Annotated in this window: 15 protein-coding genes and 1 pseudogene; 9 read left to right on the top strand and 7 right to left on the bottom strand. The window is 71.0% G+C overall.

Annotated elements, in window-relative coordinates; translation table 11 throughout:
- Window positions 1–39 precede the first annotated feature (39 nt).
- Window positions 40–999: a GlxA family transcriptional regulator gene (locus ACWCQM_RS37385; protein WP_450919538.1), complete on the bottom strand. Its 960-nt coding sequence runs from the start codon at window positions 997–999 to the stop codon at window positions 40–42.
- A gap of 88 nt (window positions 1,000–1,087) precedes the next feature.
- Between ACWCQM_RS37385 and ACWCQM_RS37390 the strand changes: the two genes are divergently transcribed.
- Window positions 1,088–2,020 carry an NADP-dependent oxidoreductase gene (locus ACWCQM_RS37390; RefSeq protein WP_450919580.1) on the top strand — a complete coding sequence of 311 codons (933 nt, stop codon included), beginning with the start codon at window positions 1,088–1,090 and terminating at the stop codon, window positions 2,018–2,020.
- A gap of 165 nt (window positions 2,021–2,185) precedes the next feature.
- Here the strand turns inward: ACWCQM_RS37390 and ACWCQM_RS37395 are convergent.
- A pseudogene (locus ACWCQM_RS37395) lies at window positions 2,186–2,497 on the bottom strand (helix-turn-helix domain-containing protein); the annotation flags it as partial.
- 226 nt (window positions 2,498–2,723) lie between these two features.
- Here ACWCQM_RS37395 and ACWCQM_RS37400 point away from each other — a divergent pair.
- Window positions 2,724–3,278 (top strand): hypothetical protein, encoded by a 555-nt coding sequence (locus ACWCQM_RS37400; RefSeq protein ID WP_450919539.1) that lies wholly within the window; start codon window positions 2,724–2,726, stop codon window positions 3,276–3,278.
- 347 nt (window positions 3,279–3,625) lie between these two features.
- On the opposite strand, the gene ACWCQM_RS37405 is transcribed toward ACWCQM_RS37400, so the two are convergent.
- Complete coding sequence (locus tag ACWCQM_RS37405; protein ID WP_450919540.1) at window positions 3,626–4,654, bottom strand: NlpC/P60 family protein; 1,029 nt, start codon at window positions 4,652–4,654, stop codon at window positions 3,626–3,628.
- Window positions 4,655–5,352: 698 nt separating this feature from the next.
- Between ACWCQM_RS37405 and ACWCQM_RS37410 the strand changes: the two genes are divergently transcribed.
- The 3 genes from ACWCQM_RS37410 to ACWCQM_RS37420 all read left to right on the top strand — a co-directional run bounded on the left by ACWCQM_RS37410 (window position 5,353) and on the right by ACWCQM_RS37420 (window position 8,121).
- A complete protein-coding gene (locus tag ACWCQM_RS37410; RefSeq protein WP_450919541.1) occupies window positions 5,353–6,048 on the top strand; it encodes a TetR/AcrR family transcriptional regulator in 696 nt (231 codons plus the stop codon).
- Between the two features lie 226 nt (window positions 6,049–6,274).
- Complete coding sequence (locus ACWCQM_RS37415) at window positions 6,275–7,417, top strand: FAD-dependent oxidoreductase (protein WP_450919542.1); 1,143 nt, start codon at window positions 6,275–6,277, stop codon at window positions 7,415–7,417.
- 155 nt (window positions 7,418–7,572) lie between these two features.
- Complete coding sequence (locus ACWCQM_RS37420) at window positions 7,573–8,121, top strand: isochorismatase family protein (protein WP_450919543.1); 549 nt, start codon at window positions 7,573–7,575, stop codon at window positions 8,119–8,121.
- On the opposite strand, the gene ACWCQM_RS37425 is transcribed toward ACWCQM_RS37420, so the two are convergent.
- From ACWCQM_RS37425 to ACWCQM_RS37440, 4 genes are all read right to left on the bottom strand, one after another.
- Window positions 8,028–8,363 carry a transposase gene (locus ACWCQM_RS37425; RefSeq protein ID WP_450919544.1) on the bottom strand — a complete coding sequence of 112 codons (336 nt, stop codon included), beginning with the start codon at window positions 8,361–8,363 and terminating at the stop codon, window positions 8,028–8,030. The two genes, ACWCQM_RS37420 and ACWCQM_RS37425, sit on opposite strands and share 94 nt — an antisense overlap.
- A 51-nt stretch (window positions 8,364–8,414) precedes the next feature.
- Window positions 8,415–9,155, bottom strand: a complete 741-nt coding sequence (locus ACWCQM_RS37430) for a class I SAM-dependent methyltransferase (RefSeq protein WP_450919545.1) — start codon at window positions 9,153–9,155, stop codon at window positions 8,415–8,417.
- A gap of 118 nt (window positions 9,156–9,273) precedes the next feature.
- Window positions 9,274–10,719: an MFS transporter gene (locus ACWCQM_RS37435; protein WP_450919546.1), complete on the bottom strand. Its 1,446-nt coding sequence runs from the start codon at window positions 10,717–10,719 to the stop codon at window positions 9,274–9,276.
- 181 nt (window positions 10,720–10,900) lie between these two features.
- On the bottom strand, window positions 10,901–11,665 hold the full coding sequence (locus ACWCQM_RS37440) for a helix-turn-helix domain-containing protein (protein WP_450919547.1): 765 nt from the start codon (window positions 11,663–11,665) through the stop codon (window positions 10,901–10,903).
- A 142-nt stretch (window positions 11,666–11,807) separates the two neighbouring features.
- Between ACWCQM_RS37440 and ACWCQM_RS37445 the strand changes: the two genes are divergently transcribed.
- From ACWCQM_RS37445 to dmpG, 4 genes are all read left to right on the top strand, one after another.
- A complete protein-coding gene (locus ACWCQM_RS37445; protein ID WP_450919548.1) occupies window positions 11,808–12,572 on the top strand; it encodes an IclR family transcriptional regulator in 765 nt (254 codons plus the stop codon).
- A 71-nt stretch (window positions 12,573–12,643) separates the two neighbouring features.
- Window positions 12,644–13,468 carry a 2-keto-4-pentenoate hydratase gene (locus tag ACWCQM_RS37450; protein ID WP_450919549.1) on the top strand — a complete coding sequence of 275 codons (825 nt, stop codon included), beginning with the start codon at window positions 12,644–12,646 and terminating at the stop codon, window positions 13,466–13,468.
- On the top strand, window positions 13,465–14,412 hold the full coding sequence (locus ACWCQM_RS37455; protein ID WP_450919550.1) for an acetaldehyde dehydrogenase (acetylating): 948 nt from the start codon (window positions 13,465–13,467) through the stop codon (window positions 14,410–14,412). Before ACWCQM_RS37450 ends, ACWCQM_RS37455 begins: the two co-directional genes overlap by 4 nt.
- Window positions 14,409–15,422 (top strand): 4-hydroxy-2-oxovalerate aldolase, encoded by a 1,014-nt coding sequence (gene dmpG / locus ACWCQM_RS37460; RefSeq protein ID WP_450919551.1) that lies wholly within the window; start codon window positions 14,409–14,411, stop codon window positions 15,420–15,422. The genes ACWCQM_RS37455 and dmpG overlap by 4 nt, the downstream gene beginning before the upstream one ends.
- Window positions 15,423–15,571: the final 149 nt, after the last annotated feature.

Raw genomic sequence — 15,571 nt, forward strand, 5'->3', positions numbered from 1 at the left:
CGTACTGTCCGCAGCTGTGGCCGGTGGGCCGGGCGGGGCTCACCCCGCCGGAGCGACGGCGCCCCGGAAGGTGCGGCGGTACGCCATCGGCGAGACGCCGATCGCGGCGTGCAGGTGCTCACGCAACGACGTCCCGGTGGCGAAACCGACCTGGCCGGCGATGTCTTCGACGGCCAGGTCGGTGGTCTCCAGCAGGTGCTGGGCCCGGGACACCCGCTGCTGGATCAGCCAGCGCCCCGGGCTCGTCCCGACCTCCTCGTTGAACCGGCGCACGAAGGTACGCCGGCTCATCCGGGCATGCCCGGCGAGCTGGATCAGCGTCAGCGGTTCGTGCAGGTTCTCCAGCGCCCACTGGCGGGTGGCCGACGTGCCGGCCACGGACGGCGGCAGCACCGGGTGCTCGATGTACTGGGCCTGCCCGCCGTCCCGCCACGGCGGCACGACGCAGACCCGTGCCACGTGGTTGGCGACAGCCGTACCGTGATCCCGCCGTACGAGGTGGAGACAGACGTCTACGCCGGAGGCGGCGCCGGCCGAGGTGAGCACGTCGCCGTCGTCCACGAACAGCACGTCCGGGTCGAGCGCGACCGTCGGGTACCAGGCCCGGAAGACGTCGGCGACGGCCCAATGGGTGGTGGCGGGCCGCCCGTCGAGGAGCCCGGCCGCCGCCAGCGTGAACGCCCCCGTGCAGATCGACACGATCCGCGTCCCGGGCCGCACCGCCGCGAGAGCCTCGGCCGCTCCCGGGGGCAGCTCACGCGAGAGGCGGGAGATGTCGAAGGGCGGCAGCAGTACCGTGTCCGCGGTGGCCAGGACGTCGGGGCCGTGCCCCACCGTCACCGAGAAGTCGGCGTTCGTGGCGACGGGCCCGCCGTCCACGGAGCACGTCACGACCTCGTAGCGGTCCTGGAGCGCACCGAAGACCCGGCTCGGAATGCCGAGCTCGAAGGGGTACACCCCGTCCAGGGCGAGGACAGCGACACGATGAACAGCCGTCATGGCACGATCCCGTCGTAAGTTGGCATTCATGCCATGGTACGCGGCAGCACCTCCGGCGAGGCTGGTGCACATGACGAACCCCAGCACCATGCACGCCATCCAACAGGAGTCCCACGGCTCACCCGAGGTCCTCACGCGGGTCGTCCTGCCCCGGCCCACGCCCGCCCCGGGCCAGATCCTCGTCGCCGTCCGCGCAGCGGGGGTGAACCCGACCGACTGGAAGCACCGCGCCGCCGGCCTCTTCCTCGGCCGTCTGCCGCTGGTCCTCGGCTGGGACGTGTCCGGCGTCGTCGAGGCCGTCGGCTTCGGCGTCACCCTGTTCAAGCCTGGCGACGAGGTCTTCGGGATGCTGCCCTACCCGCACGGCGTCGGCTCCCACGCCGAGTACGTGACGGGCCCCGCCCGCGCCTTCGCGCACAAGCCCGCCGGCGTCGACCACGTCCAGGCCGGCGCCCTGCCGCTCGCCGCCCTGACCGCGTACCAGGCGATCGTCGACACCGCCGCGGTCCACGCCGGACAGCGCGTCCTGATCCACGCGGCCGCCGGCGGGGTGGGCCACCTCGCCGTCCAGATCGCCAAGTCCCGCAGCGCGTACGTCATCGGCACCGCCAGTGCCCCCAAACACGACTTCGTCCGCTCCCTCGGCGCCGACGAGGTCATCGACTACCGCAGCACCGACTTCCGCGACGCCGTCCAGGACGTCGACATGGCCCTCGACCCGCTCTCCGGTGACACCCGCGCCCGCTCCCTCGACGTCCTGCGCCCCGGCGGCATCCTCGTCTCGCTCCTTCCGGGCGCCGACCCCGACGAGGCCGCGAAGGCAGCGGCCCGCGAGGTCCGGGTCGAGACCCTCCTCGTCGAAGCCGATCACGCCGGCATGAACGCCGTCGCCGGCCTGGTGGCCTCCGGCTCCCTGCGTGCCCACATCGAGGCCGTCTTCCCCCTCGCCGATGCGGCCAAGGCCCATGCTCTGGGCGAGACGGGCCGTACCACCGGCAAGATCGTGCTGACCGTTCCCTGAGCACCGACGCCCTGGTGCAGGCACCGAACCGTCTCTCGGTGACGACCTGCACTCCCCCGGCCGCATCACGTCGGCGATGAACAGCGGGCCGCCCGGCCGTGTCCTGCCGCGCAGCGGGCCCGGGCGGCGAGGCAGATGCGGAGAGGGCGGCCGGCCCGGTGCCGGTCATGAACCGGCCTCGTGCTTGGCGTAGTTGTAGACGGTGGCCCTGGACACGCCCAGCAGGTCCGCGATGGTCTGCGCGGCGTCCCGCCCGTCGAAGTAGCCCTCGCCCTGCACCTGCCGCACGAGCGCCTTCTTGTCGTCCCGGCTCAGCGACCGGGGGGTGTCACCGCGCTCCGCGGCCAGGGCTTCCACCGTCCGGCGCAGTTCGCGCGCGTTGCGGTCCCGCAAGGTCTCCGGCGGCTGGTCCCGGTGCTCGACGTCGGTGGCTACGAGATTCGACAACGCCAGCGTCACCGGAGACAGGACGGAGACGTGGGGGTGGTGACGGCAAGGGAGTCACGGCGGACATCGGTCCGCAGACGGCCAGGCACTCCGGAGGTAACGTACAGGCATCTCGTGGCCCGCCGGCTTGGCGCTGACCACGACCAGGACCAGCCGCGCGAACCTACGCCGACCGCGAGCTCAGGATCAGCGCGCGGGCCGGAGGAAGGATGCCGGTGATGTGGAGAAGCCCAGCCCGGCGCGAAGGGACAGGGCCATGACCTTGCATGCGAGCGTGACCGAGTTGCTGACCGGGGCCGGAATCCTCGACGTGGACGTCGACAAGGCCGTCGCGGACGAGCACGTGCGATCGTCCGCGTACCGACGCGTCGTGTCGGTGACCGCCTCGTCGGCAAACCGTGACCAAGACCGCGCGATCGTGGCCACGATCCTGCGCGACCCCGTCGAGCTGGTCTCCAAGACGGCCGTGGTCGCCCTGGTGGACAGCATCGCGATGAAGATGACCGACCCTGCCGACTTCCTGCAGTGGTCGGCACAGCTGCTGCCGGAGATCGACCGGCTCAGCGCGGAGGGGCACCGTGACTTCATCCGTCGCCGCATCCACGACTGGCTGTTCTGTCTGTCCGTCAGGGAAGGTCACGTGCCGGCGCCGACCGATTGGGCGAAGGTCACGGACTGGATGCAGCGCCTCCTCGCCGAGGAGGCGACGTCGCCGGCCGCCCTCGCCCTGCTCGCCGAGTCGGGCAGCACCAGGAAAATCCGAAACATCGCGAGGAACAGGGCCGGGAGTCTCGACCGGAGAACGCGATGAGCCGGGGACGGTGATGAGCAGGCGGGCCGGCCGCCTCCGCCACATGAACGGCATCACGGGGCGGCAGGCGACCGGGCCCGGGAGAGCCACCGCCTCCGTACGGCCAGACGCCGGCAAGTGAGGGCGGCGGCCTCCTCGTACGAGACCGCCGGCCCGCTGAACAGGCATCAGCGGCGGCACTCCTCGGGGTGGCCGGCCAGGCCGGCGCACCCGGTGCCGCGCACCCGCAGCGGCATCTGGAAGGGCCCGCCCCCTCGCCATGGACGCCCGCGGTCACCAGGACAGGACCACCGGCACCCCGGCCGGAGTGCTACCCGCGCTCGCAGGGTGCAGGTGTCGCGGTGTGATCAGATGCGGACCGCACCGTAGAAACTGCCGATGGTACTCATCGATTCGATGCGGACGTAGGCCCCCGGGTAAGGGGCGTGCAGGACGTTGCCACCGCCGGCGTACAGCCCGACGTGCGAGTTACCACTGAAGAAGACGAGGTCGCCAGGCTTCAGCTGGCTCTGCCCGATGCGGGTGCCCTGGTTGATCTGGGTGTACGTGGTGCGGGTGATCTCGACACCGGCCTGGTGGTACGCCCACTGGGTCAGGCCCGAACAGTCGAACGAGTTGGGGCCCGTAGTGACGGAGTGCGAGTACGGCATTCCGATCCGCGTGCTGGCCGCCTGGAGCGCGGCGGCTCCGAGGCCGGACGCGGCGACCTCGTTGCCGAGGTCGAGCCGACCACCTGCATCGCGACTGGCCCGCTGCTCCTTCTCGGCGAGCTCGGCGCGCTCGGCCACGGTCAGGGTGTTCAGCAGTTTCTGGGCGGCGGCGAGCTTGGCCTGGGACGCCTTCTTGTTCTTGCCGAGTTCCTCACGCACCTCGGCGAGTTCGGCGAGCTTGCCCTGGGCCTCCTTGCGCTCCTGCGCCAGGGAGCGCTGCTTGGCCTGGATCTTCTGCAGCGACTCGGTCTGCCGGACAGTCAGGCCGTCCAGCGCCGACGCCTGGTCGAGGAAGTGGTCCGGGTCCGAGGAGAAGAAGAGCTGTACGGAGGGGCTGATGCCTCCGGAGCGGTACTGCGCGGTGGCGATGGAACCGAGTTCGCCGCGCAGCTCGTTCAGCTCGTCCTGCCCGCGTGCGACCTTGTCCTGTACCTCGCCGACTTCCTTCGTGAGCCTGTCCTGCTGTTCCTTCGCTCCGTTGTACTTTTCGCTGGCCTTCTCGGCCTCCGAGTACAGCTTGTCGACCTTCGCCTTGACCTCGCTCTTGGTCGGCTTGGGGTCGGCGTGGGCTGCCTGGGCGCTCAGGGCGACAGCAGCGGCGGCGGAGGCGGTGATCACGGTCACGCGGGCACGGCTCGGCGCTTTGGGACGGCGGTGGGACGCCACGGAGGCGAACTCCTTCTCATCGAGCCGCCCACCCGGGTCGCGGAGGAGCCCAATCACTGGCTCCAAGCACGTCACGGACACGACGGCGTCTTCGCTGCCACCCGGATGGGTGATCGATCGCGCGAAGGTTCGATCGCAAACTTTAGTGACCATTTCGTGATCGGAGCAATCTCCGCCAGGAGAATCGTGAGGTCCGGAGGATTTCTTTACTCACCAGGAACAACGCGTAACGACTCCTTGACAGTTCGCCAGCGTTCGCTGGGTCCGACACCGCTGCGCGGTCTTCTTCGTGTCCTGAGCCGACGGTTCCTGTCGTCCTGTCATGGAAGGAATGACTGAAGTCACCCCCTGGCGACATGACTTGAAGCCTGCACCCCGCCACGAAGCCAGACCTACCACCCGGACCAAGCGACCACTGCCCCCACCCACCGCACCGAGAGCAGCGAGCTCCTCAGCCAAGATCTGATCTTCGTTCCGATCCACGGACCCCACCCTCACCACTCCTACCGACCACGGGCCACCGGTTTCTGTTCCCACCCGGCAGGCCATGGTGATGTACAACGATCAAGGCAGGCGGCCCAAGCAACCGCCACCCCGTGGCAATCGCCGCCGCAGCCGCTCCCGAAACCGGGCACACCCTGTACCTCCGCCCTCCGCGCCGACCACGCCATCACGAACGCGTTCGTTACGATCGGGGTATGAACGGGAGAAAAGAGCCGGTCAGCCGGCGCGAGCGTCCGGCCAAGCCCGCCCTGTCCCGGCGCTGGATCGTGGAAGCGGCCATACGGATCATGCGGGCCGAAGGGCTGGAGAAGCTCACCATGCGCCGCCTGGCACAGGAGCTGGACACCGGCCCGGCCTCCTTGTACGTCTACGTCGCCAACACCGCCGAACTGCATGCCGCCGTGCTGGACGCACTGCTCGGCGAGGTGGATCTGAGCGGCCGGGACGGTGGTGGCGACTGGCGCGATCAGCTGCGCTCCGTCATGACGTCGTACACCCTGGTGCTGTTCGAGCACCCGCAGCTCGCCCGGTCCGCCCTCGTGGCCAGGCCGAGCGGCGAGAACTACCTGCGGCTGGTGGAACGCGTCCTCGGTCTGCTCGCGCGCAGTGGCGCCCCGCGCGCCCAGGTCGCGTGGGGGGTGGACAAGCTGCTGCAGGACGCCACGGCCACCGCCGCGGAACAGTCCACACACGAGCACGACCCGACCTCCGAGGATGACTGGAACGCCACCGTGCGCGCGCTGCACGCTGTGGACGAGGCCACACACCCGGCGATCACCGCGCACATGCCGGAGCTGATCGGGGGCACTGCCAGGGACCGCCTCCGCTGGAGTTTCGACGTCCTCGTCAACGGCATCACCGGCACTGCGGTGCCGCTCCAGGCCGACTGAGTCCCGCCCGGACCGGCGTGCGGCGCACGCCGGTCCGGAGAGGGCGCGACCCTGGGCAAGCTTCGACGAACTTGTTCGCTACGAACATGTTCGTTACGCTGGAGGCGGCCGGAAGGACTGCTGCGGCACCGCCGCGCGAGACCGTCCCACCCCGGCGCCGGCACCGAGGGCGGCAGCCGCCTCCCCGGTGCGCACCAGCTTCCCCACTCCCGCGAAGAGGTCCACCATGAGCACCACGCACTTCCCCGTCGCGATCGTCGGCGGCGGCCTCGGCGGTCTGACCGCCGCCCGCGTCCTGCACGTCAACGGCATCGAGTCCGTCATCTTCGACCTGGAGTCGGGCCCGGAGGCGCGCACGCAGGGCGGCATGCTCGACATCCACGAGGAGAACGGGCAGAAGGCGTTGCGCGCCGCAGGTCTGCACGACGACTTCCTCAAGATCGTCCACGAAGGCGGCCAGGCCATGCGCCTGCTCGGCCCCGACGGCACCGTCCATGTATCCACCGAGGACGAGGGGGACGGCGACCGCCCCGAGGTCGACCGCGGCGACCTGCGCGACCTGCTGCTGAGCTCGCTGCCCGAAGGCACCGTCCACTGGGGCAGTAAGGTCACCGGCGCCCGTCCGCTGGGCGACGGCCGCCACGAGGTCTCCTTCGCCGACGGGAGCGTCATCACGAGCGACCTCCTCATCGGCGCCGACGGCGCCTGGTCCCGCATCCGGCCGCTGCTCTCCGACGCCAAGCCCGCCTACACCGGCATCTCCTTCGTGGAGACCGACCTGCACGAGGCCGACACCCGCCACCCGCGCAGCGCCGCGGTCGTCGGCGGCGGATTCTTCATCGCCCTGGGACACGGGAGCGGCTTCCTCGCCCACCGCGAGACCGACGGCAGCCTCCACGTCTACACCGCGCTCAAGGCCGACGAGGGCTGGATCGACACCATCGACTTCAGCGACCACATCGCCGCGAAGGCCGCGGTGCTTTCTCTTTTCGAGGGCTGGAACGAGGACCTGCGCGACTTGGTCGCCGATGCGGAGACCATCACCCCACGCCGCATCCACGCCCTGCCCGTCGGACACCGCTGGAACCGCGTCCCCGGCGTCACGCTGCTCGGCGACGCCGCCCACGTGATGTCCCCGTTCGCGGGCGAGGGCGCCAACCTGGCGATGTACGACGGCGCGGAGCTCGCCCTCGCCCTCGCCGCTCACCCAGGCGACCCCGAGACCGCTCTGGCCGCCTACGAAGTGGCCCTCTTCCCGCGCAGCGAAGCCTCCGCAGCCGAGTCCGCCGCCAGCCTGGACACCATGTTCGGCGAGAACGGCCTGGAGCAGATGGCCGGGTTCTTCACCGCCCGCCCCGCCGATCGGTAGACCCTGCCTACGCCACCCGGCCCGGCCGACTCCAGCCCCTGAACAGGAGCAACGTCCACGCGACGGGCAGCCGGCCCGGACCGCCCGCTCCTCCGGCCAGGACGATGCCTCGGTACCGCCCGTCGCCACGACAGGGGGACGACTACGGTGGGCCGATGCCACCGAAACCGCACCGTGCCGCGCTCCTCGTCATCGACATGCAGGACAGCATGAAGCCGATCATGCATCGCCCCGAGCGCACCGTCGACACCATCGCGGGGCTCAGCTCCCGGGCGCGTGCTGCGAACGTCCCCGTCATCTCGGTCCAGCAGCGAGGGTGCGGCGATGTCCTGCCCGCACTGGTCCCGGAGAACGGAGAGCCGGTCGTGATGAAGACGTGCGCCGACGCCTTCCTCGGCACCGACCTCGACGAGATACTTGTCCGGCTCGGCGTGACCGAGGTCCTGGTCACCGGCTTCGCCACCGAGAACTGCGTGGAGAGCACCGCCCGCCAGGCCCTGAGCCACGGCTACGACGTGGTGCTGGTGGCGGACGGGCACACTACGTCGGTCCGCCCTGAGCCGACGGACTTCGTCCTTCCCGACCGGTCAATCGCCCATCACAACGAAATCTACCGACACATCGACTTTCCTGATCGCAGTGTTCGGGTCCTGCCTTCCGCGCAGATCGACTTCGCAGCGCCGAAGCCGGTACCCGAGGAGTAGGGCGAGAAGCCTGCTCCCGACCGGACGATCTCCCTTTGCAGTGAGCGCAGTTGTCGCAGCAGGGGCACGACCGCGTCACGGTCGCCCACCTTGGCGGCGGTCACCGCGACGGCCGGCAAGCGGCCGAGCGTGTCGGTCACGATGTGCCGCTTGCGGCCCGGGGTCTTCTCCCGCCGACCGGGGCTGCTGCTCGGAAGCGCAGGCCCTGGGCGACGACAGGTTCCACGGCACCTGCGCGGCACTGCCTGTCGGCGCGGCGTGCCTCCGTGAAGGCTTCCTCGTGACGGGCGACCTTACGGTTTGTGGGTTGTCCAGAGCAGTTCCGCCGGCCAGCGGTGTGCCCAGTCGGGTGGGTCTGTTTCGTTGTAACCGTTGGGTGTTCCGCGTCCGGGCCTCAGCTCGATGAGGTCGTCGATGATGAGACCCGCGCCGCGCAGGACCCTCACCCAGTCACCGTAGGAGAGCTGGTAACTGGTCGCGCCGTCGCCTTCGGCGATGGTGTCCAGCCCGAAGTAGTCCTTCTGCAACGTCGTGGTCACGCGACCGGCGCCTTCGTCGTAGCAGACTTCGAACCACGGGCTGGCGACGTTGAACACCAGGCGCCCACCTCGGCCCAAGACCCGTGCGGCCTGCGGGACCACCAGGTGCGGGGGCGCCCAGCTGAGCCCACCGAAGTCGCAGAACACCAGGTCGAAGCTGCCGTCGGCGAAGGGCAGTTGTTCGGCGGCGCCTTGCACCAGCGGATAGAGGGCTGGCCCCATCGCACCGGCTGCCGCGGCAAGTTGGGCTTCGGACAGGTCGAGCCCGACCACGTCGGCGCCCTCGGCGGCGAGCGTCCTGGACCACTGGCCGGCGCCGCAGCCGAGTTCGAGGACGCGCTTGCCGGTGACGTCGCCGAGGGCGCGCAGGTGCTCGTCGGGGATGGAGTACATGCCCCACAGCCGGGGTGCGGCGCCGATCCGCGGGTCGTGCTCGTGCTGGTAGGTGCTGCTGATCCGGTTCCAGAGCCGCCGGTTGGCGGGGATGCTGTCCACGTGCCGACTCCAGCACTGCCCGCCGGGGCGGTCAACACGGCACCGGTCGGCGCTCGCCTCGGCCCGGCCTCGGTTCGTTGCGCGCGTCCGAGCAGCCAGGGACCCCGCCTTCCAGCACCTACCGTCCCAGGACCGCTTCCTGCCTTTCCGGCGCTTGCCCCTCGCCCGAGCCGGTGATGTCGACGCGGTGCGACTCCCGGGTCAGCGCGATCGCCGCGGCGCTGATCAGGCAGACGGCGATCAGGTAGAGGCTGACCGGGCCCGAGTGGGTGCCGCCGCCCGCTCCGGCGAGCAGGCTGCTCGCGATCAGGGGCGCTGTGCCCGCGCCCAGCGTGGAGGCGAGCTGGTAGCCGAGCGAGGCGCCGGTGTAGCGGGCGCGGGTGCCGAACATCTCGCTGACGAACGCCGCCATCGGTCCGTACATCGAAGCCTGCAGGATCGGGTTGCCGATGATGTACGCCACGAACAGGAGCGTCACGGAACCGCTGTTGACCAGTGCGAACAGCGGGAACGCGGCCGCAGCCGTGACGAGTGCGCCGGCGATCATGACGGGGCGGCGGCCCACCCGGTCCGAGAGGATCGCGAACGCCGGGATCGTGAAGATGTGCAGCGCCGACGAGACGGTCTGGGCAAGTAGCACGGTCGAACGTTCGAAACCGACACCGGTGGCATAGGTGAGCATGAAGGTGGCGAGCAGCGACTGGAGAACGAGTGCCGCGCAGCCTCCGAGGCAGGAGAGGAGGATGTTCTTGCGGTACCGGCGCAACACGGTGAGCAGGGGTGCCTCCTGCTTGGCCGCATCGCTCCGGGCCGTTTCCTCCTCTGCCCTGCGCTGCGCCTCGGCGAAGACCGGGCTCTCGGTGACCTTCATCCGGATGAACAGGCCGACCGCCATGAGCAGCAGGCTGAGCAGGAAGGGCACCCGCCAGCCCCAGGCCATGAACTCGTCTTCGGGCAACGCCGAGAAGGCGGCGAAGACAGCGGTGGCGAGCACGGCGCCCGCCGGGCCGCCCATGTTCGCGAACGAGGCCATCAGACCCCGCCGTTCGGTACTCGCGTGCTCCATGGCCATGAGGGCGGCGCCACCCCATTCGCCGCCGACCGCGATGCCCTGGACCAGGCGGCAGGTGACGAGCAGCAGCGGCGCCCAGATGCCGACACTCTCGTAGGTGGGCAGCAGGCCGATGGCGAAGCTGGCGATCGCCATCAGCGTCATGGTCAGGACCAGCATGGACTTGCGGCCGACGCGGTCGCCGAAGTGGCCGAAGACGATGCCGCCCAGAGGGCGCGCGACGTAGCCGACGGCAAGGGTGGCGAAGGCGGCGACGGTGCCGGCGAGTGGGTCCAGGTCGGTGAAGAACAGCTCGTTGAAGACGAGCGAGGCGGCGGCGCCGTAGAGCAGGAAGTCGTAGAACTCGATGGCGCTCCCGACAAAGCTGGACAGGGCGATTCGCCGTGATTCGGCGCGGCGCGCAGCGTCGCTGATGGGCATCTGCCACTCCGGGGGTTCGGTGCGCTGCGGAGGCCGGGGCACCCGGGCGGCGACCGGGATCGGCGCGGCCACCACTCACCTCGTGTGCATTTTCCGCACAAGCGCATGTAGATAGCGAACACCATGCGGGGGCCCGGGAAGAGGTGTCAAGAGCCGGCGGAATGATCGATCAAAGCGCCTCGGCGCACACAGAACGGGCCCCCACTCCGGCGTGGGGGCCCGATGGTCTGCGCGGACGGCGCCGCGGCGCGGCTCAGCCGAGCGCCGAGATCTCCTCGGCGATCGCCCGCATGGCCGGCACGGATGCCTCGGCCACGTCCTGTCGCGAGGTGATGAGGTTGACGCACATCTGGAGCGCCGCGTCGGCGAGCCGCAGGGGCACGGCGACGCCGTACGCACCGGGCTCGACCTGCCCGAAGGTCCGCGCGTACCCCTGCTCACGGGCCTGCACGACCTCGGGTGACTCGCCCCGCGCGGGTGGGCGCAGTGCCGCGAGGGCCAGGCCCGCGGCGCCGGTCCCGACGGGGTTGCGGCTGCCGACCCGGTAGCTGAGGTGGTAGTCCACGGACAGCGGTTCGACCACGGCGACGGCGACGGCCTCCTCGCCCTCCGCCGCGATGAGCGCGAGCGTGGCTCCGAGCTCGTCGGCCGTGCGGCGCAGCACCGGCAGGGCGGCCTCGCGGACACCGGCCGCGTATCCGCGCGCCAGGGTGACCGTGCCGGAGCCCGCCCGGTAGCGGCCGTCGGCGGCCTTCACGACCAGGTGGTGCTCGGCGAGGGTGACCAGGATGCGGTAGGCGATGGTGCGGTGGACGCCGAGGCGCTGCGCGACATCCTGCACAGCGAGTCCCTGCGGCTGCCGGGCGACCAGTTCGAGGGCGTGCAGCCCTCGCGCGAGTGTCTGCGAGCCGACGGCGGGCCCCTTCACCTCGCGCGCCCTGCCGGACCCCTGGCCCTCGATCGTGGCCCCGTCAACCGGCGCACCGCGTGTGTCCGCCCCCGCCTGCTCGTCGTTCATCCGCCCAGTCTACGTGCACGGTGGTGACACAGCGTCACCCCCTGGTGCACCGGGACATTCCCGTACAGTCGACCGCGTCGCGCGCCGGGCAACGGCCCGAGAGCAGCGGAAACGCCCCTGACACCCGGGAAGGAAGACTCCCTTGAGCGACGACGCGCCGAGCGGCGTCCTGGCCAAGGCCCTCACCGTGCTGCAGGCCTTCACCGTCGAGGACACCACGCTCGGTTTCGCCGAGCTGCAGCGGCGCACGGACTTCGCCAAGAGCACCTTGCACCGCGTCCTCGGCGATCTGGTGGCCGCCCGGCTCCTCGACCGCGTCGAGGGGCGCTACCGGCTGTCCGGACTCGTCTTCGAGCTGGGCATGCGGGCGTCGGTCGAACGCGGTCTGCTCGAAGTGGCCACCCCGTTCCTGGAGGACCTGTTCGTACGCACCCACGAGCTGGTCCACCTCGGCACCCGCGAGGGCACGGAGGTGGTCTACGTCGCCAAGATGGGCGGCCACCAGCAGGCCGACTCGCCCTCGCGGCTGGGCGGGCGCATGCCGCTGCACGCGACGGCGATCGGCAAGGTGCTGCTGGCCCACGCCCCGCCCGAGGTGCGCGAGGCCGCGCTGGGCGGGCCCCTCGTGCGCAAGGCCCCGCGGACCATCACCAACGTCGATGTCCTGACGCGGCAGCTGTCCGACGTGGTCACCAAGGGTGTGGCCTTCGAGTACGAGGAGTCGGCGGTCGGCATCGTCTGCGTCGCGGCCGGGATCTTCGGCCCGTCGGACGAGATCGTGGCGGCGGTCAGTGTCACCGGCCCGGTGCACCGGTTCCAGCCCGCCCGGCACGCCACCAGCGTGCGTGCGGCGGCGGCGGGCATCTCGGCGACCCTGGGCCGCCGCGCGGAGCTGCGCAAGCACTGATTCGGCGGAAAGTTCCGCCGGACGGAACTCGCGGCTGGGCCCGGAGCGCTTCGCGTGTCCAAGCTGAGGGCATGAACGAGACTCCCCCCGGCGACGCCGCCGTGGCACAGGCGGCACAGCGGCTGCTCGACGCCGCCGCCGATCACGTGCCCTGCCCCCCGGTGCGCGACCTGATCGGCAGCGACGACGTCAAGGCGGCGTACGCCGTCCAGGAGCTGCTCACCGCACGCCGCCTCGAAGCGGGCGGCCGGGTCACCGGCCGCAAGATCGGCCTCACCTCGCCCGCCGTGCAGCAGCAACTGGGCGTGGACCAGCCGGACTTCGGGGTGCTTTTCGCCGACATGAGCGTCGACGACGGCGGCTCGGTGCCGGTCGACGGCCTGCTCCAGCCGAAGGTCGAAGCGGAGATCGCGTTCGTCCTCGGCGCGGACCTGGCCGAGGGCCCCCTGGACGACGCGCAGATCCGGGCCGCCGTGGCCTACGCGGTGCCGGCTCTGGAGATCGTGGACAGCCGGATCGCCGGATGGGACATCACCTTCGGTGACACGGTCGCCGACAACGGCTCCTCCGCCCTCTACGTGCTCGGCGCCCCGGCCGAGCCGCTCGCCGGGTTCGAACCGGTCGAGGCCGAAATGACCTTGAAGCGGCACGACGAGACCGTCTCCGGCGGCAACGGCGCTGCCTGCCTCGGCGACCCGCTGACCGCGCTCGCCTGGCTGGCCCGGACCGCCCGCGAGTTCGGTGACCCGCTGCGCGCCGGGCAGGTCGTGCTGTCCGGTGCGCTCGGCCCGATGGTGCCCGCCGCGGCCGGCGACGCGTTCGTCGCCGACATCAGCGGACTGGGCTCCGTCTCCGTCCGATTCCACGCCTCCAGCCCTGAAGGAGTCTCCGCATGAAGACCAAGGTCGCCGTCATCGGCTCGGGCAACATCGGCACCGACCTGATGATCAAGGTGCTTCGGCTCTCGGACACCCTGGAGATGGGCGCGATGGTCGGGATCGACCCCGCGTCCGACGGGCTCGCCCGCGCCCAGCGGCTCGGGGTGCCGGTGACCGCCGAGGGTGTCCAGGGCCTGATCGCGATGGACGGCTTCGAGGACATCAGGATCGTCTTCGACGCGACGTCCGCGAAGGCCCATGTCGCCAACGCCGCCGCCCTCGCCCCCTACGGCAAGCAGCTCGTCGACCTCACACCCGCCGCCATCGGCCCGATGGTGGTCCCGGCGGTCAACCTCGACGCCCACGTCGGCGCGGACAACGTCAACATGGTGACGTGCGGCGGCCAGGCCACCATCCCGGTCATCGCGGCCATCGCCTCGGTGTCGCCCGTCCCGTACGCCGAGATCGTCGCATCGATCGCGTCGAAGAGCGCGGGTCCCGGCACCCGCGCGAACATCGACGAGTTCACCGAGACGACCAGTCACGCCATCGAGTCGGTCGGCGGCGCCGAGCGTGGCAAGGCCGTCATCGTCCTGAACCCCGCAGAGCCCCCGCTGATCATGCGGGACACGGTGCTCGCGCTGGTGAACGCACCTGACGAGGCCGCCCACGGTGCCATCCGCGCGGCCATCGCCGAGCGCGTCGAGGAGGTCTCGGCGTACGTGCCGGGCTACCGCCTCAAGCAGCGGGTGCAGATCACACCGGTCCCCGCCGACCAGCCGGTGCACACCCTCACCGAGGCCCCGGTCACCCACCAGGTGTCCGTCTTCCTCGAGGTCGAGGGGGCCGCCCACTACCTGCCCGCCTACGCGGGCAACCTCGACATCATGACCAGCGCGGCCCTGCGGATGGCCGAGGCCATGGCCGCCCGCGCCACCGCACTCCAGGGAGCCGACGCATGACCGCCGAGAAGCTGTTCATCCAGGACGTCACCCTGCGCGACGGGATGCACGCCATCCGGCACCGCATCGAGCCGCAGCAGGTCGGAAGGATCGTGGCCGCCCTCGACGCGGCCGGAGTCGACGGCATCGAGGTGTCCCACGGCGACGGGCTCGCGGGCGGCTCCCTCAACTACGGCCCCGGCAGCCACACCGACTGGGAGTGGATCGAGACGGCGGCGGCGCACGTCAAGAGCGCCCGCCTGACCACCCTGCTGCTGCCCGGCATCGGCACCATCGCGGAGCTCAAGCAGGCGTACGCGCTGGGGGTGCGCTCGGTGCGGGTGGCCACGCACTGCACCGAGGCCGACGTGTCCGCCCAGCACATCGCCACCGCACGCGAGCTGGGAATGGACGTCTCCGGCTTCCTGATGATGAGCCACATGGCCGACGCCAGGACGCTCGCCCGGCAGGCGGCGCTCATGGAGTCCTACGGCGCGCACTGCGTCTACGTCACCGACTCCGGCGGCCGCCTCATGATGGACGGCGTCCGTGAGCGGATGCGCGCCTACCGCGACGTACTGGACCCCGCCACCGAGATCGGCATCCACGCCCACGAGAACCTCTCCCTCGCCGTCGCGAACTCCATGGTCGCCGTCGAGGAGGGTGTCACCCGCGTCGACGCCTCGCTCGCCGGCCAGGGTGCGGGCGCGGGCAACTGCCCCATCGAACCGTTCGTCGCCGTCGCGGACCTCAACGGCTGGAAGCACGGCTGCGATCTGTTCGCGCTGCAGGACGCGGCCGAGGACCTGGTCCGGCCTCTGCAGGACCGCCCGGTGCGCGTGGACCGCGAGACCCTCACGCTCGGCTACGCCGGGGTCTACGGATCCTTCCTGCGGCACGCGGAGGCCGCGGCCGAGCGCTACGGCATCGACGTCCGCACCATCCTCGTCGAGGTCGGCAGGCGAGGCCTCGTCGGCGGCCAGGAGGACATGATCGTCGACGTGGCACTGGGGCTCGCCCAGGCAAGCTGACACCCCGCACGGGACAGGGCCGGGAGGGCATCAGCTCCCGGCCCCGTTCGGCATGCCCGCAGGTCGGCCCCGCTCTGGCCACCGGCCCCGTCCGGTACCGGGCGACGTGATCGAACACCCCTTGACATTCCTGTCGGGCGGGCGTTCCA

This window comes from Streptomyces sp. NPDC002125, assembly GCF_053593715.1.

Coding starts and splice junctions, on each gene's coding strand:
- ACWCQM_RS37440 (WP_450919547.1), bottom strand. CDS start 11,665: ATGAACGACGAGCAGGCGGGGGCGGACACACGCGGTGCGCCGGTTGAC.
- dmpG (WP_450919551.1), top strand. CDS start 14,409: ATGACCGCCGAGAAGCTGTTCATCCAGGACGTCACCCTGCGCGACGGG.
- ACWCQM_RS37455 (WP_450919550.1), top strand. CDS start 13,465: ATGAAGACCAAGGTCGCCGTCATCGGCTCGGGCAACATCGGCACCGAC.
- ACWCQM_RS37385 (WP_450919538.1), bottom strand. CDS start 999: ATGACGGCTGTTCATCGTGTCGCTGTCCTCGCCCTGGACGGGGTGTAC.
- ACWCQM_RS37400 (WP_450919539.1), top strand. CDS start 2,724: ATGACCTTGCATGCGAGCGTGACCGAGTTGCTGACCGGGGCCGGAATC.
- ACWCQM_RS37390 (WP_450919580.1), top strand. CDS start 1,088: ATGCACGCCATCCAACAGGAGTCCCACGGCTCACCCGAGGTCCTCACG.
- ACWCQM_RS37415 (WP_450919542.1), top strand. CDS start 6,275: ATGAGCACCACGCACTTCCCCGTCGCGATCGTCGGCGGCGGCCTCGGC.
- ACWCQM_RS37420 (WP_450919543.1), top strand. CDS start 7,573: ATGCCACCGAAACCGCACCGTGCCGCGCTCCTCGTCATCGACATGCAG.
- ACWCQM_RS37410 (WP_450919541.1), top strand. CDS start 5,353: ATGAACGGGAGAAAAGAGCCGGTCAGCCGGCGCGAGCGTCCGGCCAAG.
- ACWCQM_RS37450 (WP_450919549.1), top strand. CDS start 12,644: ATGAACGAGACTCCCCCCGGCGACGCCGCCGTGGCACAGGCGGCACAG.